Raw genomic sequence first — 22488 nt, 5'->3', positions numbered from 1 at the left:
TTGTACGATATACGAATTACAGTAGAATAACACAGGAAACGATATAGCAGAAATAGTAGGTGATGGAGAAATGATTAAAGCTCTAGTGATTGTCCCTTATGATGGGCTGTTTGAAATGATGAAGGAAATCCAGCAAGAGGTTCACGATTTTCTATTTCAGATTGAATTAGGGAACTTATATGAAGGGGTGGCAATTGCCAAAGCGGCTGAAAATGATGGGTATCATGTGATCATTAGCCGAGGGGGTACAGCTTCGATGATTCAGGAAGCCGTCTCCATCCCTGTAATTGACATTCAAGTATCTGGCTATGATGTCTTACGAATGATCACCCTTGTGAAAGGATTTTCACGGAAAGCGGCAATTGTTGGGTTCGCTAATATTACTCAAGGTGCTTCGACCATTTGTAAACTCCTTGATATTGAGATTACCACCGCTACGATTACAAAAGACAAACAGGTAAAAGAGAAACTAGAGAGGCTAAAAAAGGATGGGGTTGAAGTCATCATCGGTGACGTTGTAACCATAAATGCCGCAAAGGAATTAGGAATGACTGGCGTTCTAATCACATCTGGAAAAGAAGCCATTTTCGAAGCACTAGAAGAAGCGCGCAGGACCTATCGCGTCTTTTCAGGCATGCAGCAGAAAGTTTCAATGCTTAAAGACATCCTTGACTGTCAGGAGCAAGGGGTTGTAGTAATTAATCATGAAAAGCAACTTATTTATGGAAACCAATCTTTTCATAGTGAATTTCAATGGATGCAACTGGAGAATAAACAGGAAATCAATGAATTAATCAAAGAAACTATTTTAACCGAGAAAAATCAAGCAATTCCCATTTATATGAATCAAACTTTCTGGAATGTAAAGGCATGTCCTCAAGAAAATATCATCGCTTTATTTTTCGAAAAAAGTACCCATACCCATGCTTCCCAAAGTGGGAATATGAATGAGAATGCCATTGAGATTCATACCTCTGCGGTCTATACCCCAAATGCCGGGAGAAGCGAGTCCATTAAAGGCGTACTCCATCAAATAGAACAGTATGGCAAAAACAAAATGCCTGTTCTCATTTACGGTGAAAAAGGCAGTGGAAAAGATGTGGCGGCTGGCTCGATTTATTTCAATAGAAAGACAGAGAATGAACCATATATTATTTTCCAATGTGAATTATTGAGTGTAGAACAATGGGAAACGCTTATTGCGGAAAACTTTTTTCAAAAATACGCCAATGGAATCATCTATTTGAAAAATATGGATCGGTTAAATTCTGACATTCAAAAACAGCTATATACATTGGCTACCAATGATAACAACCAAGGATTACAATGGCTCGTGTCCTCAGAGGAGAATCTTGAGGGAATGGTCAAACAAGGAACATTCCATGATGGCTTATATGACGTGGTGGCAAAGCAAATCATTTCTATCCCGCCTCTCCGTGAACGACGGGAAGACATTGAAGATTTAGTCCCTGTTTTTATTTCAGAGTTTCATCCTAAATATGGGAATGAGGTTGTCGGAATTCGCCCGGATGCTTTAGAGGAACTGATGAACTATGATTGGCCAGGGAATGTGGGACAATTGAAAAGAGTCATCGAACAATTGTTTATTGGTTCAAACTCTTACTATATCGAGAAAAAAGATGTTGAGAAAGTGTTAAAAGGGATAGAGAAGCAAGTTGATAAGATCGCTGAAGCGAGGAAAGAAGACTCGATTGATTTAAGTGGTACATTGGAAGAGATCGAAAAGCAAATCATTACAAAGGTGTTAGAAGAGGAAGGCTTTAATCAATCGAAAGCAGCAAAACGATTAGGAGTGAATCGTTCTACATTGTGGCGCAAGTTAAAATAAAAACTTGTGCCTTTTTGATATTGTATGTTGTTTATTGCAACTATAATTATTTATTTATCACTTTTCATTAAAAGATATTGCCAAATGCAACGTTTTCATTTATGATTACAACTGTAAGCGTTTTTAAAGCGCATATCTTATAAAAAACATAATGAGTGTGTTGCATAAATAAATAATAATCATTTGAATTTTATATTTACGATTTGAAACTAGAAAAAAGTTCATGTTGAATAAAATTAACGTGCAACAAAGAAAAAAGAAATTCATGTCATTTGGTACAAAGGGGGTAAGGATGCAGTGAAACTAGCGGTAATCGCAGATGATTTAACAGGTGCAAATGATACGGGGGTTCAATTTGCCAGACAAAACTTAAAGACAACCGTGCTATTTTCGGAGACAAAATTACAACCCGATCATTTAAAAGATGATGTCATTGTCTTAAGCTCAGATAGTCGTGCCTTAACTCCTGAAAAAGCTTATGAAAGCGTCTTTCAGTTATCCGATAGCTTAAAGCAATTAAATGTTTCCAAGATCTATAAGAAAATCGATTCAACTATGAGAGGAAATATAGGTTCGGAAATTGATGCGGTCATGGATGCTTTTCATTTCAAACTAGCCTTAGTCGTACCGGCTTTTCCAAAAGGCAAGCGTGAGACCATCGATGGATATCATTATGTAAATGGCAAACGACTAGAAGAAACGGAAATTGCTCGAGATCCTGTTACTCCTGTAAAGGAAAGTTACTTGCCTAAGTTGCTGCAAGAGCAAACGAAACGTACGGTCGGACTCCTTTCGATTACAGATGTACGAAAAGGAAAAGGCCATTTATCGGAAAAGATGAAAGAGTTTTCCTCTGATCAGTCGTCAAAAGTCATCATTATTGATGCAACAACAGATGAAGAACTACAAACGATTGTTGAAGCCACTGAAGGGGTAAACGAGAACTTCCTCTGGGTGGGTTCAGCGGGGATTGCTTCTCATTTGTTTAATCAGGATCAAGATGAGGAAAACATAAAGACCATCCAACTCGAAGATCGGCCTCCTGTACTGATTGTAGCGGGTAGTGTAAATCCTGTGGTCGATAAGCAAATTAAGGTGTTAAAAGAAAAAAATCGCATAAATGAAATTATCATTTCTCCGGAAGAATTTTTTTATGAGGATCGGAGAAAACTTGAAATGGAACGGATTGTAAGAGAAGGACAAGCAATCCTAGAAAAAGGCGATTTAGTAGTAACAACGAATCGGGAGCAAAAGGCGATTAAGAGAATTAAGGAACTTCAACAACAGCTTGGATTGTCTCCTTTCCAATCTGGGAAAATCATTGCGGAATCGATGGGAAGCATTGCTGGTGAGTTGATCAAAACAAAATCCATTTCCGGGACGGTGTTAACCGGAGGGGACATTGCCGGAGCAACTTGTAAAGTACTAAATAGCGAAGGAATTCGAGTCATTGGTGAAGTAGAGTCCGGTATTCCTTATGGGAAATTATTCGGTGGCTTATTTGATGGCATGCCAATTGTGACAAAGGCTGGCGCCTTCGGAACGGAACAAGCTCTTTCAAAAGCTCTTGAGACGATCGTTCAAGTCTATGCACATAAAAATAGTAAAACCAATGTTTAACTTCATTCAGCCGAAGTCCTCGGCGAGCGAATTTGAGATATATAAAAATCCCCAAACATCTGTCTCATACATAGACATATGTTTGGGCAATATGGAGGAATCACGATGACTACATACAAACCAATCATTGCAATTACAATGGGGGACCCTTCAGGTGTCGGACCTGAAATTATCGCTAAATCATTAAATGATCCTAATATTTATGATCAATGCCAACCGTTTGTAGTTGGAGATTTTAAGATTTTAAAAAGAGCATTAGGCATTACGAATATAAACCTAGAACTAAATTCAATAGCAAATCCTGAAGAAGGAAAGTTCCAACACGGAACGATTGATATCATCGATCTAGACTTAGTTTCTGAAAATTTACCATGGGGAGAGGTAAATTCAGAGGCTGGAAACGCAGCTTTCCGCTATTTAGAAAAGGCAATCTCTTATGCGAATGAGGGAAAAATTCAAGGAATTTGTACGGCTCCACTCAACAAAGAAGCGCTTCATAAAGCAGGGCATATGTATCCAGGCCATACTGAAATTTTGGCAGAATTAACGAACACAAAAGATTTCGCGATGATGCTATCTGCACCTGGATTAAGAGTCATTCATGTAACAACACATATCGGATTATTGGATGCAATCAATACGATAAATGTGGACCGCCAATATAAAGTAATCAAGCTTGCACATGATACATTGAAAAAAGCAGGAATCGAATCACCAAGAATCGCTGTATGTGGAATTAACCCACATGCGGGTGAGAATGGACTTTTTGGTCATGGTGAAGAGGAAGAAAAAATTATTCCAGCGATTGAAAAGGCAAAGGCAGAGGGAGTCGATGTACAGGGTCCACTTCCAGCAGATACGTTATTCTTTAGAGCAAAACGCGGGGACTTCGATATCGTTGTTGCCCAATATCACGACCAAGGCCACGGCCCAATTAAAGTTCTAGGCCTAGAAGCTGGAGTCAACATTACAGTCGGCTTACCAATCATCCGAACAAGTGTTGACCATGGTACTGCTTTTGATATCGCTGGGAAAAACATCGCTGATGAGCAATCATTAAAAGAAGCTCTACGCATGGCGATTGAATTGGCTCCGAAGAATTAAGCATACTAAACTGAATCAACGTTACAGGCAACAGGCAAGAGATCATTTATGTTCTCTTGCTTCCCTTGTTTTAAAAACCGATGTATTACATAGATCTGCTGAAGGCTGTGTAAGAACCAAGGATAAAGGGTCTTTATGAGGTTCATGAAGACCGAAAACACATTAGAACCAAGAATAAAGTGTCTTCATCGAGCAAATGAAGACCGAAAACACATTAGAACCAAGGATAAAGTGTCTTCATCGAGCAAATGAAGACCGAAACCGCATTAGAACCAAGGTAAAAATGTCTTCATCAGGCTTATGAGGACCGAAATCCCTTAGAAATAGGATAAAAAGGTCATCATCCCATCCCCTGATAAAGTCTAAAATTTAGATATATCTTAATTGAACTAGGAAAAGGAGTGTAGTACATGTCATTTCCAAAGGTTGCAAAAATCAGACAAAAGTTTCAGGCAGATAGTTTAAAAGATATTCCAGCGACAATTACTGAGCAATTCCTAGCCGTTAACGCCGATGAAAAGATTAAGCCAGGCATGGAAGTTGCCATTACAGCCGGAAGCCGTGGGATTGCCAATATTCCTTTAATTGTTAAATCTGTGGCTGATGAAATTAGAAAAAGAGGCGCAACGCCATTTATTTTTCCAGCAATGGGAAGTCATGGCGGAGCAACTGCTGAAGGCCAGAAGGAAATGTTAGAGAGCCTAGGCATTACGGAAGAATACACAGGTTGTGAAATTCGCTCTTCAATGGAAGTTGTCGAAGTTGGTAAAACATCAGACGGTGTTCCTGTTTATGTAGACGAGATTGCCTTCAATGCGGACGGAATCATCGTCATGGGCCGAATTAAGCCACATACTGATTTCAAAAATAAAATTGAGAGCGGTATCTTAAAAATGGCTTCAATTGGAATGGGAAAACACAAACAGGCTTTAGCCCTCCATACATATGGCGTAAAAGGAATTAGTGAAATGATGCCTGAAGTAGGGAAGGTTGCAATCAGCAACTCAAAAACGTTATTCGGGATTGGCATTGTCGAAAATGCTCATGAGGAAACAGCGATTATTGAAGCCGTTGAACCCGATCAAATCGAAGAGCGTGAGAGTGAGTTGTTGAAACAGGCGTTCAATTTAATGCCAAGTCTTCCTGTCGATGAAATGGATATTTTAGTTGTAGATGAAATCGGTAAAAACTACAGTGGAACAGGAATGGATACGAATATTATTGGTCGTATCCGCGTGCTTGGAGTAGAAGAACCAGAAAAACCAAGAGTCAAATATTTAATCGCTTCTAACTTGAGTGATGTGAGTCATGGAAATGCGTTAGGAATTGGCTTATCTGACTTAACTACAAAACGTCTATTTGAAAAAATTGATAAGAAAGTCATGAATGAAAATGTGGTCACAAGTACATTCTTAGATCGGGCCAAAATTCCAATTGTGCTAGATAATGACCAAGAAGCCCTTAAAGCAGCGCTACGAGCGACCTGGGGAGTCAAATCCGAAGAGGCTAGAATTGTAAGAATTCCAAATACCCTTCATATTGGCGAGTTATATGTATCTGAAGTCATTTTTAATGAGCTAAAAGACAAAGAGAACATCGAAGTATTAGAAGATCTGCAAGAAATGAAGTTCGACGAAGACGGCTACTTCTTACCGATGTAAATAAATAAAGAGGTTCCCTGAGTTACCTTCCAGTTTCTGGAGAGTAGAAAGGGAGCCTCTTATTTTAATTGATCAAACTGGATGATGCGGTGGCAAAGTCTCTCGAGCAACTTGGCTTCATGACTGACGATGATGATCCCCATGTTTCGCTGTTGGGCAATTTCCAATACGGCATGCCAGATTTGGGCTTGTGTAATAGCATCAAGCATCGTAGTCATTTCATCAGCAATGAGAAAGCGGGTATGTGGTCCCAATGCTCGAGCGACACAAAAGCGTTGCAGCTCTCCACCGGATAATTCATTGGGCCAACGCTCTAACCATTCCTGCTGAATTCCTAATAAATCAAGGATTTCCCCATCAGGCTGCCATCCTTCATTCAGTACTTTTTTCATTTTCCAGCGTGGATTGACCGCTTTTTCAGGATGTTGAAAAACCAGCTGAACCGGATGATAGCTTTTGTTACTATACGGCTTCCCATCAAAAGTTACCGTTCCTTCAACAGGCTTCTCGAACCCAGCCAATATTCGGCAAAAGGTTGTTTTCCCGTAGCCGCTCTGTCCGGTTATTCCAATGATTTCCCCGGAACGAAAGGTTAAATTCACATCTCGGAACAACCATGGTCCTTTTTCATAGCGAAATCCAATCGCATTTGCCTCAATATGCATGATCACACCTCACCCAACCGTTGCGCACTTCCCTTATGTCTGGCATGACTCCTTCACATTTAGAAGTTGCGATTGGACAACGGGGGGCGAATGAGCACCCTTTAGGCAACTCGTTTGAACGGGGCTGTGAGCCTGGAATCGGTATAAAATCATTTTGCGGAAGCGCCCTCCATAACGCCTTCGTATACGGATGTCTCAAGGCCTCCCCTTGTCCTGCAAAATCCTCCACTGGAGCGACTTCCACTGTCGTTCCCGCATAAAATACAGCAATTTTATCGGCGATGTGAAGAGCCGATTCGATATCATGGGTAATCAACATAACGGCACAGCCTTGATTAGCAAACTCTCGGAAATTGGTTAAAGCCTCTTTAATCACGACCGGATCTAGACCTGGAGTCGGTTCGTCCGCAATGATTACGTTTGCCCCGCTGACCATTGCAGTCGAAAGAAGTGCCCTCCGCGCCATTCCACCCGAAAGCTGAAAGGGATACATCGTTTCTACTTCTTTTTTTAAATGATAACGCTTGAACACTTTACGTTGAAGTGCAGCCCGATCTCCACTGTTGGCAGATGCACGGACTTGTTTTCCAACACGCATAAGCGGATCGAGAAAGTTGACTGATTGTGGAACGAGTGCAATTTCCTTTCCACGCAAAGCCTTTTGTCGTTTCAAGGTTAGAAGTTCCCCTTTATATTTAATGATGCCACTCGTTTTCGCATTGCTTGGCAGAATCCCGAGAATCCCATGGGCAAGCAAGCTTTTCCCTGATCCACTCGCCCCTACAACCGCCAGAATTTCGCCTTCCTCTAGGGAAATACTTACATTCGAAATCGCTATCTGATCCATTTTTTTAAGGCCAGCGCCATATTGTTTGAATCGTACGGAAAAATTTTCTACTTCTAAAATAGACATGCTTTTAACCTCTCAACATTTGTCTTTTATTATTCATCGGGAGCTCTCGTTGGATCGATCCACACCCTCACATTTTCACCAATCTGATCAAATGCCCTGACAATGAACAGCAAGCAGAGCCCTGGGAAAAAAGCGAGCCACCACATTCCCGCAGATAAATGTTTCATTGATTCCGATAAAATTACCCCAATGGCTGGTTCATGAGGAGACATCCCCAAACCTAAAAAGGTAACCGCTGCTTCATGTAAAATCACATGTGGAAACATCAGCATAAACCCAATTAAAAGCTGGGGAAAAACGTGGGGGAGAATATGATGAACCGCAATCCACCATGTTGACTTTCCCATTTTCCGGGACACTTCCACAAACTCTGCGGAGCGAACTTGCATCACCTCTGCACGAATCACACGGGCTAAGCTTGGCCAATGAGTTAACGCCAGGCCGATGACAATCCCTTTAAAGCCGCCACCGAGAGTAAAGGAGATCAAAATCAAGGTGACTAAATGCGGGACACTTAGAAAAAGGTCAATCAGCCATGAGAGGAATCGATCGGCTGCTTTCCCCATGGTTGCAGCAGCCATCCCTAGAAAAAGAGCGATCGATACACTGCTAATCGCTCCAATTAAACCAACCCAAATACTTAACGAAAGCCCCTTTATTGTTCGTGTAAACATATCTCTTCCCAACCAATCGGTACCAAAAGGATGGGTAAAGGAGGGAGGAGAATGGCGAATTTGAAGATTGCTTGCTAGACCTTTTTCGTTGAGTAAAAAGCTTCCTAAAAGAATCAGTGCCAAAAAAACAGCGGCAAAGACGATTGAAAAAAGGGTTCTTTGCCTTCTATTAACAGAGAGTATGTTCCTCATGATCCTAGCGAACGCTCCTCTCTTATCCGTGGATCTAAAAATCGATAACTAAGATCCGCTAGTAAATTACCAGCAAAAACAAACAGGGTACTAAAAATAACTAATCCTAGCAGCAAAGGAACATCCCCTCTTAATCCAGCCTCTACGGTAGCCTGTCCTAATCCAGGGTAGGAAAAAACTTGCTCAGCTAACACGGCCCCTCCAAACAATTCGCTAAACGCTGCAAACTGTAACGTAATCGCTGGCAAGGCGATGTTTCTTAACCCGTGTCTCCAAAAGAGGCGAAAGCCATATTCCCCTCTTGCTCTTGCGAAAAGCACATAATCACTAGCGAGCACATCGATCAACTTTTGTCTTGTATGCAAAGCGACATTCGCCACTCCGACAATGCTAAGCGTTAGAGCAGGGAGAATTAGATGGTTAATTTTATCTGCCAATGTCACATCTTCGGCAAGGACCCCTGCTGGAACACCCATCCCAATCGGAAACCATTTTAGCCATACAGCAAAAACAATCAAAATCAGCAACCCCATCCAAAATGTTGGAGTCGAGGCGAGGGTGAAACAATACCATTTAATGATGCGATCGATCCACGTTCCTTTCTTCATCGCAGCAATGACACCCATAGTAAAGCCGATAATGCCGGATAACACCCAAGCCGTTACCATGAGAGCTAAGGAGTTGAAGAAACGTTCACCAATAATGTCAACAACAGGACGGCGAAAGATCATTGAAGTTCCTAAATCTCCGCTGAACAAGGCAGATCCCCAGTTGATAAACTGAACCATCACTGGTTCATTAAGTCCCCAATAATTTTCAATTGCCGCACGCTGCTCGGGACTTACTTTCAACATATCTGCCCCGATATAGGCTTGAACCGGGTCAATCGGAGAATTTTTGACGAGTAGAAAGGAAATGAAACAGATGGCAACAAGCAACGTTCCCATCCGGATTCCTTTTAATAAGAGAAACTTAATTATTTGATAAGCCACAGTTAATCAGTCCACTTCCAATCGGCAATATTATCGGTAGCTGGCCAGCCATGTCCGTGCACATGGATTCTTTGTTCACCCATATCCAATCCTTCTTTCACGAGGTATAAGTGATTAATATTCACGAGCCATGCCCATGGAGCGTCCCCTTTTGCACTCAAACCGGTCGTTCCATCCCATTGAGCTTTTTTCCAATATTGAATGGCTTCTTCTTCAGTGGAAGCATGAAGCGCCTTTTCAAAATAGTCGTCTACTGTTTTATTTTGATAATAACCTGTGTTAAAGTAATCTACCCCGGCATTTTCACTTCCATAAATCGATACCATTTCATAAGGGTCATGACTTCCCCAGCCCATTAGAACAGGATTGGCATGCATTTCTTTTTCAATGACGTCCCAGCTGGCTCCTTCTAAGTGGATGCCAATCCCAAGTGGCTTCATCCTATCCGCAACGGCAATCGCAAGGGATTGTCGTATCGTATCATTCGCTGGATAATACAGAGTGAATTCAGCTTTTAAAGCCCCTTTCTCTAACGTTCCATCTCCGTTCCCATCTTTCCAGCCTGCTTCCGTTAAAAGCTTTCTTAACCCTTCTAAATCAGCTTCTTCAATAACGGTTTCCGGATTCCACCATGGAAGACCGTCAACAGACGTATAAGCAGGGGTACCATGTCCTTCTAAGATCCCATCAACAAGGGCTTGTCTGTCAACGGCCAGATTAATCGCTTGGCGAATCGCTGGATCGGCCGTTACATCATTCCCAATGGGATGCCCGTCTTCTGTAAGCTTTCCTGACTTAACATATGGAAACGCAATTCCGCGATTGTCAACGGTTTCGAACGATTCCAACTTCATCCCTGGTACTTCTTGTTTGCTAAAGGCTGCAGGGATGGCGGCCAAATCAACTTTACCCGCTTGAGCAGCAGCAAATGCAGCATCCTCGTTTAAAAATAGAAAGGTTATCTTTTTAAAATAAGGCTGCTTTTCATAGTATTCAGGATTTGCTTCAACAATGACTTGCTGTCCTTTATCCCATTGGACGAGCTGAAACGGCCCAGATCCGATCGGATTTTCAGCATAGTCTGACCCATATGCATGTTCTGGCACAATTCCCGTAGCTATCAACGTGTTCACAAAGGTTGATTGCGGCTCTTTTAAAGTAAATTGGACAGTATGCTTATCTGTTGCCTCGACTTTTTCTAAAAGATGTAAATCCACGACAGACCCATTTTTCGCAGCTGTTTCAAACGTAAATACAACATCGTCAGCCGTTAAAGGTTGTCCATCTGAGAATTTTACATCATCTCGGATGTGGACGGTCCAAACATTGCCCGCTTCATTCACCTCATAGCCTGTTGCCAAATCATGAACAATATTAAGTTTGTCATCTCTTTTTAGCAATGTACTTTGAAAAAGCGGAGAGCCATAGCGCCCCCAGCCTGTCGTCGGATCAAAACCACTTTCAGGCTCCGACCCAAAGGCAAGCACTAGCTCGTCATTTTTTCGTTCGTTGTCTTTTGTATTTTCGGGAGCGGGCTTCGACTCCGTACAGCCCGCAAGCACAAAAATAAAAAGAGCAAAAAATATAAATCTGAAATGGTTTCCTTTCAAATCATTCACCTCACAATTAATAAATAGTCCACCTATTCATAGATATGCTCTAGAACTGCAAAACTGAACATTCAGCCGAACAAAACCAATATGTATATACTATTATTCTATCCTCTTTATTACAATATTAATGAAGGGAAATTTCACACATAAAAGGAGATTTTGCAGTTAACAACAGGGGGATAGCCGCAAAACTTGATAGCATAAGTAAAATTTGCCGTTATCGGCAGCTTGATGGCCGCAAAATCGAGAAGGAAGCTATAAAAATGCGTTTATCGACTAGGAGATAAACGCAAAAATGGATGATATAAGTGAAAATTGCTGTTATCAGCAGAACGGAATAGAACGTCACAAAACTCGATTATTTAAGTAAAATCGGTAAGAAAACCACCATTCCACATCTATTTTCATAAAATTCAATCATCTAAGTCGCCACTGTGACTGATGAACGATATAATTGAACTAACGAACAAACGCTAGGGGTGGGTGTAAACATGGACGGTCAAATACTAGCCAATGGTTTAGTGTCTTTAAAGGGAAAAGATCTTAAAAGGATCTATGCGTTATTATGTAGGACGAACAGTGGACATCTTTTAACGTCGAAAACAAAAGACCTGTTTTCAAAAGAAAGCATCGATCATCTCTCAAAGCATTTAGAAGAAGAGATGAATAAACTCGATAAAAACGACCCTGAGATCCAAGTAGATTTACTTTTAGAAATGGTAAAACTACTAAAATTGCGTGTAAGCAAGTACACATCACAAACAGAAATAGAGAACCAATGTAGTGAATTGATTCAGGCGGTATATGAGCTGTACCACAAGCAAGACAAGTCGTTTCGTGAATTTACAGAGAGTCAATCACAGTTAACTAAATTACAGCAAATCGTTCAGTTTCAAATGGGAAAAGTATATCGAGAGTTAGACAATAGTTTTCTAGAGTTTTCAATTGAAGATCAGACTAAGTTTGCAACCCAGGTCCATACATATATTTGTAGTTTGGCAGAGCACGATCAAGAACTAATCAAGGAAAAACTAGGAATGGATCCATGTACAGTTGAAAGCGTTTGGAAAGCGATGTATACCCAAGGAACAAGTGTGGTGTTTTCTGTAATTGCTGAAGTGAGTGGTTTTGCCTTTAACATCACAACAGCGAATCTAGCCGCAAATATTTCGCTTTTATTAGGCAATCAAGCATTGCTTGTTAGCCATCAAAGTAAATTATTACCGATTGTTATTATGCAAATGGTCCTCCCTTATATGAATAAAGCTGGGACCGACGTTGAATATGAGTCATTTATTCAGGAATGGGAAAGACGCTATAAGAGGTATCAACGCCTTCAAGGAAGGTTGGGGAAAATTGAAAACGATCAAATCGAAGCGAGCCTGCAATTCGATCAACATGAGGGGGAAATAAAGAAATACAAGTTTCTCATCTCTGAGGAACTAGAAAAGATAGAGGCTGAGAAGCAACGGATTAAATCTGCCTTAAAATTAATCAACTTTGATACATTAAACATATCTTCCTCTTTTTCACAGCATAAAGATGAATATCGGATAGTAATAAACAAGATAAGAGAATTAGAATCTCCACGACAAAACCCATCCATTGAAAAGAACTTATTTAGGAAAATTAGCAGTCAAATCAAGAGTTTGACGACACCATTAGATATTAAGGATGAAGAAAACAAATTAGATTTGATTTTAGATAGAATGGTCGAGGCTGTTTTAAAATCGACGAGCCCATTTGCGCGAAATGAACGTGAAAAAGTTCGTTTAATGGAGAGAAATATGGTTGAATTAAGAGCGGCTAAAAATAGAGAAGAAGCGGGAAAACAAAAACAGGAAGCGACTTTAAAAAGGTTAACTCAAAAGCATCGAATTGTGAGCGAACAAATCAAACAAATGGAAAAGAACAACGAAGGGATCGCAGATTTATTTTACGCGAATGAAATACCTTTATAAAGGGAAGGTGAAATAATAGGATGAGTTTTTAATATCTGCTGATCCTTTAACTTGAGGAATATTTCCTTTTTGGAATCGGAAAACTAGAAAAAGTCACCAGAATTTGAACGAATCCTTTTATAGGTCAGAAACTTACTAGTTTCATATGGACAGTTCTACTAATAAATTCTACAATAATTAATAGATACTGCACATTGTCACATTTGTGCAGATATCCTAAAAAGCATGGTGTAAGATAGGTTTTTCAGGCTTAACGAACGGTAAGACCTCCACCTCAATAATAATAGAGGATAGGTGGGGGGATCAACTGCTCGTAAAGCTGCGGAAGTTGAACACAGACTAAATACGCCTCCGGCAACGTCTGCGTGACTAGCAAGCTGTGGCTTAAGCTTTCCATCAGTGGGGGATGAGAGGAAACCCGACTCACGGAAGTTTCACTTTATGCTAATCTATTTTTTCATCATGAAAATGAATCGTAAGGTGGTATCAGAGCGTTGACGTCATTACAAACGAAACAAAATATTGAGCAATTAGCCATCAACACAATCCGTACATTATCTATTGATTCCATTGAAAAAGCCAATTCAGGTCATCCGGGAATTGCGATGGGTGCTGCTCCAATGGCATACACATTATGGGCAAAAGAGATGAACTTCAATCCAAGTAATCCTGATTGGTTGAACCGTGATCGTTTTGTATTATCGGCTGGTCATGGATCGGCGTTATTATACAGCATGCTTCACTTATTTGGCTATGATGTATCCCTTGACGACTTGAAAAATTTCCGTCAATGGGGAAGTAAAACACCAGGACATCCGGAGTTCGGCCACACAGCAGGAGTGGATGCCACAACAGGTCCACTAGGTCAGGGAATTGCGATGGCAGTGGGAATGGCAATGGCTGAACGACACCTAGCCGAAACATACAATAAAGAAAATTATCAAGTAATTGACCACTATACATACAGCCTTTGTGGCGATGGGGATTTAATGGAAGGGGTTTCTGCAGAAGCGGCTTCTCTAGCAGCTCACCTCAAACTAGGCCGTCTAGTTGTTCTATATGATTCAAACGACATCTCTTTAGATGGGGATTTAAATCTATCCTTCTCTGAAAGTGTTGCCAAACGTTATGAGGCATACGGCTGGCAAGTCCTTCGTGTAGAAGATGGAAATGATTTGGACGAGATCCAAAAAGCGATTCAAGAGGCAAAAGCAGATACAAACCGTCCGACTTTAATTGAAGTGAAGACAACCATTGGATATGGTTCGCCAAATAAATCAGGTTCATCAGTTAGTCATGGTGCGCCACTTGGAACAGATGAAGTGAAATTAACGAAGTCTTTCTATGGTTGGAATTTTGAAGAACCATTTTATGTACCTGAAGAAGTAAGGGAACATTACAACACTTTCGTTGAAGCAGGGAAAACAAAAGAGCAAGCATGGAATGATCTTTTTGCTAACTATAAGGAAGCCTATCCAGAACTTGCGGCTCAATTGGAAAGCGCGGTTAAAGGTGAACTTCCTGAGAACTGGGAAGCGGCTCTTCCAACCTTTGAAGATGATTCAAAAATGGCAACAAGAGCTTCATCTGGAAAAGTCTTAAATGCAGCGGCTGACGTTGTTCCACAATTAATTGGTGGTTCTGCAGACCTGGCTGGCTCTAATAAAACGTTGATCTCATCAGAAAAAAATTATGCGCTTGATGGCTATGCTGCCCGAAATATTTGGTTCGGTGTTCGTGAATTTGCGATGGGAGCAGCGATCAACGGAATGGCCTTACATGGCGGTGTCAAAGTATTCGGTGCGACTTTCTTTGTATTCTCTGATTATCTACGTCCTGCGATTCGCTTAGCCGCTCTAATGAACTTACCGGTAACGTATGTGTTTACACATGATAGTATTGCCGTTGGAGAAGATGGACCAACACACCAACCAGTTGAACATCTTGCCGCATTACGGGCAATGCCGAATGTGGATGTAATTCGTCCGGCTGACGCGAAAGAAACACAAGCTGCATGGAGATTGGCACTAGAAAGTGTCAACCGCCCAACTGCTTTAATTTTAACACGCCAAGATTTACCAACACTGGCAAACGATCAAGAACAAGTTTATGAAGGTGTGAAAAAAGGTGCTTACGTTGTTTCACCAGCAAAAGGGGAAACAGCAGGTCTCTTAATCGCAACGGGTTCAGAAGTCTCCTTAGCACTTCAAGCGCAAAACGAATTAGAAAAAGAAGGAATCTCTGTATCAGTAGTCAGCATGCCTAGCTGGCCGCGTTTCCAAGAGCAATCTGTCGAATATAAAGAAAGTGTCCTTCCATCAAATGTAGAAGCCAGGGTTGGAATTGAATTAGGCGCTTCATTTGGTTGGAGAGAATATATTGGTCTAAAAGGTGAAACAATAACCATTGATCAATTTGGAGCATCTGCACCAGCGAGCACGCTATTACAAGAATACGGTTTTACTGTGGAAAATGTAGTAGCAACGTTTAAAAGGGTAGTAAAACAATAAAACTAGTTTAGTGTAAATTAGTTTTCCCGACAAACATCAAAGGAAACATGAATAATTTTGAAAAAAATTACCACAGCGAAAGAGGGATTTGAAATGGCAGAAAAAACATTTACAATTGTTGATGAAGCAGGAATCCATGCACGTCCAGCAACACTTTTAGTTAATACCGCAACAAAATTCAGTTCCGATATTAGTATGGAATTCAACGGCAAAAAGGTAAACCTTAAGTCGATCATGGGTGTGATGTCTTTAGGTGTTTCTAAAGGATCGGAAGTAAAGATCATTGCAGAAGGTGACGATTCAGAAGATGCAATGGCAGCTTTAACAACAGCCATGCAAGAAAACAAATTAATCTAATCAAATAAAGAGGTGCCGGTACCTTCCTTTGGAGGGCTGCGGGCACCTTTATTTTTGTTAGTGTATGCTATCGAATAATGATTCAAGTTTGAGAACTCAAACAAAAGGATAAGTATGTAATGAATCAAAATGTTACCCCGGAAACCGAGGCCTGAGCAACTATACATAAAAGTGGATAAAATGGGCATCCTGATGGGGGTTAGAACATTTTCGGATAAAGTGAAACTTCCATCAGTGGGGTCTTACTGCCCGTTAAGCCTGATAAATAAAAAGTAGGTGAGTGTAATATGTTATTTGTCGATAATAAAGGAATTAACGATCCGCAAATTAATTTAGCCATTGAAGAGTACATCTTAACGCACTTGGATATTAATGAATCTTATTTGCTTTTTTATATTAATGCTCCTTCCATTATCATTGGTCGTAATCAAAATACGATTGAAGAGATTAATACAGAGTATGTTGAAAAGAGCAATGTAATTGTTGTACGCCGGATGTCTGGTGGTGGGGCCGTGTATCATGACTTAGGCAACTTAAATTATAGTTTTATTACAAAAGATGAAGGCAATAGTCTGCAAGATAATTTTAAAAAGTTCACCAAGCCGGTAATTGATGCACTTCAGAGGTTGGGCGCAAATGCTCAATTAATGGGTCGTAATGATATTGAGATTGATGGAAAGAAGGTATCTGGAACGGCTCAATTTGCTACAGGCGGCCGGATGTATACACATGGAACACTTATGCTCCAATCGGATCTGGACAATGTAGGGAAAGCATTAAGGCCGAAAAAGGAAAAGATTGAATCCAAAGGCGTTAAATCCGTTCGGGCTCGGGTTGGAAATATTTCCGATTTTATCAATGAGCCGATGACAATTGAGGAGTTTCGCCAATTCATATTGAAAAGCGTGTTTGAACAAGAAGGCGGCGAGATCAAGGAATACGTGCTCACAGACAAGGATTGGGAGAAAATCCATGAGCTTTCGAAAAATAAATATCAAACATGGGAATGGAATTATGGAAAGTCCCCTAAATTTGATATGCAACACTCCCATCGTTTCCCGGTAGGAACCATCGATGTGCGTCTTGATGTCGCAAAAGGGGTTATCAAGGATATCAAAATCTATGGCGACTTCTTCGGTTGGGGCGAAGTAGCTGATATTGAAGAAAAGCTAAAAGGGGTACGCTACGAAAGAACTGCCCTTGAAGAAGCATTACAGGACATTGACATCCCACACTACTTTGGAAACATCGAGAAAGACGAATTTATTGGATTGATCTACTAAAAAATTTCAAACAAGGAACAGCTCTCATATAGCAAATATGAGAGCTGTTTTTGGTGTGTTATTCAATTTATTGACGTCATCTTATCGGTTAATTCAGTCAAAATTGTACATATTAAAAGGGATCAATTAAAAGGAGATGACGCTTGTGTCAAACCAAGGAATGCAAAACAAAGAGCAAACAAGATCACAAATCGAGAAACAAGATCAAAAGAATAGTGTTGAATTAGGCAGTGAGTTTGATTTCGGCAATCCGGCAGGCCATCAAAGCCAGAAAAAAAGCGGGCGCCAAGTAAATAAACAACCAGGGAAATAAAATCCGTTGGTTTGAAGAAGTAGTAAAATCCGATTGATTCTTATTTTAAATAAGAATCAATCGAACCTCAGTTTTTTATAAACTTGTATTCCTTTTGTTTAACTAATGATCCAATGATGAAACCCTCGAAGAATCCCCTTGCTTTACCCCCCAGGAACCGAGACCAGCTTTTTGTTCATCCCATTTGGAGAATTTCACATAAAAGGTAGAGCCATTTGTTCCGGTATCGATGTCAATTCTAGCTTGGTGGCGGGCAGCAATGGCATAACAAACGCCGAGGCCGAGGCCAGTGCCATTGTCTTTCGTTGAAAAGAAAGGGGTTCCAAGCTTTTCAAGAACTTCGGGTTGAATGCCAGCCCCTTGGTCTTGTATGGCTAGCACGGCCTCATCTTTATCGGTATAGGTTCGGATCGTTAACGTTTTGCCAGGCTTCATCGCCTCTAAACCATTTCGATACAAATTTAATACTAATTGTCTAATTTCATTCCGATTCAGCAACAGATCAGGAATCTCTGATAACTCCAATTGAACTTGCTTGTTTTGGTTATAAGCATCTGCTTGCAATAATGGAGTGATGTCCGTTAGGATCGAATTAAGACTTAGCTTTTCTAAATCGGAAGACCTTGTGTTGCCCATCGATAGAAATTCAGTAATGATGGAGTTCGCACGATCCAACTCATCAATCATCAAGGTAAAAAACTCGTGATACTGGTTACAATCATCTTTCGTACTTAAAAGCTGCAAAAATCCGCGAACAGTTGTCATCGGATTACGAATTTCATGGCTGATCCCTGCTGCCATCTGCCCAATTAAATCCAAGCCAGATAAGCGCTTCATTTCCCGCTCATAATTTTTCGTCTCGGTAATATCACGGAAAAAACAACAAATTCCCTCACTAAATGGGTATACATGAACAGAAAACCATCCTTCTTTATACAAAGAAGGTGTCTCGAACGTTCTTGTCATCCTCTCAGACATGGCCAGTTGAAGTTCTTTGTACCAAATCGAGTCCACTACATTCGGAAAGACGTCCCAAACCTTTTTTCCTAATGCATCGTCAGCAGTCATACCGCCGGGAAAATAGGGATGATTGTTCAAGTAAATCACTGTCCAATCCTCGTCCACTGCTAAAAATCCATCAGAAATACTCTCAATGATATTCGTAATTTTTTCATTGGCGGTTGCCAATTCTACTGTTCGTTCGACAACCTTTTTTTCCAATAAGTCACGATGCTGTAATAATTCCTCTGTTAATCGATCTTTTTCCTTCTCCAACTCTTTCTGTATAGACAAAGCCTCTTCTAATTGAGCATTCTTTGTGGCTAGTGCATCCCGAGAATGTTCGAGCTCGGCATTCTTTATTTCCAATTCGTCGCGTGAACGTTTGAGAGAAATATGCGTCCGCACCCTCGAAATCAGTTCTTTTCGATTAAAGGGCTTTGTAATATAATCAACCGCACCAAGCTCAAATCCTTTGACAATATCGTCCATCTCACTTTTTACTGTTAAAAAAATGATTGGAATTTCATGAAACCTTGGGTCTGCTTTAATTGTTGCACAAACTTCATAGCCATCGATATCAGGCATCTCGACATCAAGTAAAATCAGTTCGGGAGAGTACATTTGCAGAAATTGATAAACCTCATGAGCATTTTGAGCAATCCCGAGCTCATACCCGCATTCAGCCATAATCGTGGCTAACACTTGAATATTATTCGGATTATCGTCAACCATTAACACTAAATTATTTTCCATTTGGTTTACCCTCTATTATTATTTTTTTCCATTTCTTTAAATGGAATTTAATTTTCACGATATCATAACAATTGGCATAGCTCAGCAATTCTTCTCCCTCGGCAATCATCCACTCCAATTGATGCTTTTCACCCAATGAAATCAGCGTTCCAGCAAAGTGTTTGACATGACTTATGATCAAGGAAGAGTTTAATTTAACCGTTAATGGCTTCAGTTCTTCTCTTATTTCATGTGTAAGCATGTCCGATTGAAACGACTTTTCCTCTTTTGACAGCGGACTGTCTGTTTCATTTTCCAAATGAAGATGTTTGGCGATTTTCTTTAACAATTGCCCAATATTGACAGGCTTAATCAAATAATCATCAAAATAACCCTCGGGCTTATCTATAAGAGTAGAGGCACTTAAGGCAATGATCGGAATATTGTTCGTTTCTAGCTTTTCCTTCAAGTTCCTAGCTGTTTCGAATCCGTCCATAACAGGCATAACTAAGTCTGTAATTACTAGATTTGGTTTTTGAGATTCACAGATTTTTAAAGCCTCATATCCATTTTCTGCCAATATGACCTGAAAGCCAAATGAAGTGAGCCATTCTTTTAATAAATATCGATTCGTCTCAATGTCATCAATAACAAGAATCGTTTCATTAGAAAACTTATCTTTCCAATGGTAATACAAATCAGTTTGTTCATGTATGTCACCCGTTGCAGCCACTTGGATATTATTAAATTGAATGAAAAACGTGGAGCCTTTTCCAACTTCACTTTCAACTATGATGGATCCATTCAACATTTCTATTAATCTCTTCGTAATAGAAAGTCCCAATCCAGTGCCCCCGTATTTTTTAATGCTTTGGCCGGATATTTGGGTGAACGCCTCAAAGATTCTGTCTTTTTCGTTTTCAGGGATCCCAATCCCGGTATCTTCAACGAAAATCTTGAGATCGATCGAACTAAGATCATGGGAACGAGAGGGGGAAACTTGTAAAGTAATCTTTACATGCCCTTTTTCCGTAAATTTAACCGCATTATTAGCTAAATTTAATAAAATTTGTCGGATTCGTACATCATCAAATAGAATCAATTCTGGCAAGTCATCCTGAACGTCGAGGATAAACTCAATCCCTGTATCTTGAACATTGTGTGTGAACATCGCTTGTATTTCTTTCAATATCGTTCTTAAGTTAATCGGTTTAAAGTGCAATTCAACTTTGCCAGCTTCGATTTTGGAAAGGTCAAGAATATCATTGATAATGGTGAGCAGATTATTTCCTGCCACGTTAATCGTTTGAATATAATTCTTTTGTTTATCGTCCTGAATGGTATTGGATAAGAGTTCGCTGAATCCAATGACCGCGTTTAAAGGCGTGCGGATTTCATGGCTCATATTAGCGAGAAATTCACTTTTCGCTTGATTGGCCTTATCTGCTTCCAGTTTCGCACATTTTAATTCAAGATTGGTTTTTTCAATTTCTGCTGTTCTTTCTTTAACTTTATCTTCAAGATGGTGAATATGTTTATCCAGTTCATCTGCCATTTTGTTAAAGGCGCTGGTAAGATTGCCAATTTCATCATTCTTATACACCTTCGCTCTTTGGCGGAGATCCCCCTTTGAAAACTTCTCGGCTGTTCCGATCAGTTCATTAATCGGTTTTAAAATTACATCCGTGCTTTTTCCATAAATAACAAATGAAAGGAGCAGAGCAATAGCAGATAAAAGAATAGCGGTCTGAATGTTTTGGTTGATTTCCGCTGTGAATATCGTGTCAGGAATGGCGGTAATAATTAACCAGTCAATCCCTGGATGTTTGTATTCAGTTAATTTAACATGTACCTCTCCATTGTTCACTTCCTGGATGAAATCCTTATTCGATGCATTCTCTTTATAGGCTTCATAAGCAGCTACAATCGCATTGTTCTTGATTGAATGGACGGTCAACCTCTCATAAGTTCCATCGGAAAGAGGGGTGAAGTTAGGGCTACCCAGCGAATTTCCTACTAGTTCTCCTGTATTTCGATCAATAACAAGAGCCGTTCGCGTTTTATCCTCAAGAGTTTCTTCTAAAAATCGGTTTAACTTTGTTAACGTCATCGTTGCCCCTAATACACCTTGTAGACTCCCATCGTTATTAAAAATGGGGTAAGCAGATGTAATAGCAAGGTCATTATTCACAAAATGTTTGTACGGCTTGGAAAAGATCGGAACCCCCGTCTCCTTTGCCAATTGATACCACTCTCTCGTCCGAGGGTCATACTCGCCAAAGTCCTCCACAAGTCGGCCTTTGGTCAAGTCTTCATTTGTAGAATAATAGAATGAATGTCCGGCTGTTCCAGGAGTACTCTGATAAATTTCAATTTGATCGTTAGAGTTTCGACGGGCTCCGTAATACTCCCCATTTTCTAAACCATAGCTAAAGCTATAAATTTCTGCGTCACTCGATTGGATTGTGCTAGCAAAATAAACATCCCGTTCTTTGTCATTATTAAAATCGATTAAATTATTTGCAATGATATGATCGTTAAGTTTATTAATATTAATGGGAATGTGTAAGAGCGTGTCGATTTCATTAACGATATCTTTACTCGCATCATTCTCCATTTTTTCAATAATAATATTAGAGGATTTGCTCCAACTAGTGAAAATAACGGAACTGGCCGCAATCAAGGTGGCGACCATCAGAATTACAAAAGATGCACTGATTAAAAAGCGAATGGACATTGCTTTCCTCATGGTTTCGACTCCGTTTCCGGTAATGAAAAGTTTGATTACCTTTAATATACTGGCAATTTACAACCTACTGTGTCAAAGGTTGTGTCTAAATTTGTAACTTTATTAGAGTATATACCAGAACACAAAAGTTTTTTGTCGAACTTTGTAGAATTTGAACAGATTATGAGAGAAAAAGGTTTTCCAAATTCTGAAAGTGGGGAAAGCCCCAGCCCAGTAGCACCCATTATCAATCAAACGTTTGATTAAATAATCCTTTCCGTTTAGACCTTCAGACCGCAACTGAGGAATGATTGTGGAT

The 22488-nt window shown here is 40.2% G+C and carries 15 protein-coding genes and 1 pseudogene; 9 read left to right on the top strand and 7 right to left on the bottom strand.

The genetic code is table 11. From position 1 onward, the window contains the following. The first annotated feature begins 70 nt into the window (after positions 1-70). From R4Z10_RS18655 to R4Z10_RS18640, 4 genes are all read left to right on the top strand, one after another. Positions 71-1849, top strand: a complete 1779-nt coding sequence (locus R4Z10_RS18655) for a PrpR N-terminal domain-containing protein (RefSeq protein ID WP_338470776.1) — start codon at positions 71-73, stop codon at positions 1847-1849. 297 nt (positions 1850-2146) lie between these two features. Further along, the gene (locus tag R4Z10_RS18650; protein WP_338470775.1) at positions 2147-3469 is read left to right on the top strand and encodes a four-carbon acid sugar kinase family protein; all 1323 of its coding nucleotides are present in this window, start codon (positions 2147-2149) and stop codon (positions 3467-3469) included. A 105-nt stretch (positions 3470-3574) separates the two neighbouring features. Next, complete coding sequence (pdxA, locus tag R4Z10_RS18645; RefSeq protein WP_338470774.1) at positions 3575-4573, top strand: 4-hydroxythreonine-4-phosphate dehydrogenase PdxA; 999 nt, start codon at positions 3575-3577, stop codon at positions 4571-4573. Between the two features lie 410 nt (positions 4574-4983). Continuing rightward, the gene (locus R4Z10_RS18640; RefSeq protein WP_338470773.1) at positions 4984-6234 is read left to right on the top strand and encodes a lactate racemase domain-containing protein; all 1251 of its coding nucleotides are present in this window, start codon (positions 4984-4986) and stop codon (positions 6232-6234) included. Between the two features lie 59 nt (positions 6235-6293). Here R4Z10_RS18640 and R4Z10_RS18635 read toward each other — a convergent pair whose 3' ends face one another. Genes R4Z10_RS18635 through R4Z10_RS18615 form a run of 5 tightly spaced genes read right to left on the bottom strand, consistent with a single transcriptional unit; the run spans position 6294 to position 11232 of the window. Continuing rightward, positions 6294-6899 (bottom strand): ATP-binding cassette domain-containing protein, encoded by a 606-nt coding sequence (locus R4Z10_RS18635; RefSeq protein WP_338470772.1) that lies wholly within the window; start codon positions 6897-6899, stop codon positions 6294-6296. After that, positions 6889-7812, bottom strand: coding sequence for an ABC transporter ATP-binding protein (locus R4Z10_RS18630; protein WP_338470771.1), 924 nt, complete (start codon positions 7810-7812; stop codon positions 6889-6891). The genes R4Z10_RS18635 and R4Z10_RS18630 overlap by 11 nt, the downstream gene beginning before the upstream one ends. A 29-nt stretch (positions 7813-7841) precedes the next feature. Further along, the gene (locus R4Z10_RS18625; protein ID WP_338470770.1) at positions 7842-8678 is read right to left on the bottom strand and encodes an ABC transporter permease; all 837 of its coding nucleotides are present in this window, start codon (positions 8676-8678) and stop codon (positions 7842-7844) included. Then, positions 8675-9670, bottom strand: a complete 996-nt coding sequence (locus tag R4Z10_RS18620) for an ABC transporter permease (RefSeq protein WP_338470769.1) — start codon at positions 9668-9670, stop codon at positions 8675-8677. The genes R4Z10_RS18625 and R4Z10_RS18620 overlap by 4 nt, the downstream gene beginning before the upstream one ends. Before the next feature lie 2 nt (positions 9671-9672). Next, the gene (locus R4Z10_RS18615; RefSeq protein WP_338470768.1) at positions 9673-11232 is read right to left on the bottom strand and encodes an ABC transporter substrate-binding protein; all 1560 of its coding nucleotides are present in this window, start codon (positions 11230-11232) and stop codon (positions 9673-9675) included. Between the two features lie 542 nt (positions 11233-11774). Between R4Z10_RS18615 and R4Z10_RS18610 the strand changes: the two genes are divergently transcribed. The 5 genes from R4Z10_RS18610 to R4Z10_RS18590 all read left to right on the top strand — a co-directional run bounded on the left by R4Z10_RS18610 (position 11775) and on the right by R4Z10_RS18590 (position 17707). Further along, entirely contained in the window at positions 11775-13244 is a 1470-nt protein-coding gene (locus tag R4Z10_RS18610; RefSeq protein ID WP_338470767.1) for a hypothetical protein, read from the top strand. Positions 13245-13738: 494 nt separating this feature from the next. Further along, positions 13739-15754, top strand: coding sequence for a transketolase (gene tkt / locus R4Z10_RS18605; RefSeq protein WP_338470766.1), 2016 nt, complete (start codon positions 13739-13741; stop codon positions 15752-15754). Positions 15755-15847: 93 nt separating this feature from the next. Continuing rightward, positions 15848-16111: a phosphocarrier protein HPr gene (locus R4Z10_RS18600; RefSeq protein ID WP_338470765.1), complete on the top strand. Its 264-nt coding sequence runs from the start codon at positions 15848-15850 to the stop codon at positions 16109-16111. Between the two features lie 287 nt (positions 16112-16398). Beyond that, positions 16399-17394, top strand: coding sequence for a lipoate--protein ligase (locus R4Z10_RS18595; RefSeq protein WP_338470764.1), 996 nt, complete (start codon positions 16399-16401; stop codon positions 17392-17394). Between the two features lie 145 nt (positions 17395-17539). Then, the gene (locus tag R4Z10_RS18590; protein ID WP_338470763.1) at positions 17540-17707 is read left to right on the top strand and encodes a hypothetical protein; all 168 of its coding nucleotides are present in this window, start codon (positions 17540-17542) and stop codon (positions 17705-17707) included. Between the two features lie 168 nt (positions 17708-17875). Here the strand turns inward: R4Z10_RS18590 and R4Z10_RS18585 are convergent. Together R4Z10_RS18585 and R4Z10_RS18580 are read right to left on the bottom strand one after the other, a co-directional pair. Beyond that, positions 17876-19435 (bottom strand): annotated as a pseudogene (locus tag R4Z10_RS18585) (response regulator); the annotation flags it as partial. A gap of 16 nt (positions 19436-19451) precedes the next feature. Beyond that, a complete protein-coding gene (locus tag R4Z10_RS18580; RefSeq protein WP_338470762.1) occupies positions 19452-22190 on the bottom strand; it encodes an ATP-binding protein in 2739 nt (912 codons plus the stop codon). Positions 22191-22488: the final 298 nt, after the last annotated feature.

Source organism: Niallia sp. XMNu-256 (assembly GCF_036670015.1).
Taxonomy (GTDB): domain Bacteria; phylum Bacillota; class Bacilli; order Bacillales; family Cytobacillaceae; genus Bacillus_BD.
Note: the sequence above shows the minus strand (reverse complement) of the source record. Positions and strands in the feature narration are given on the sequence as shown.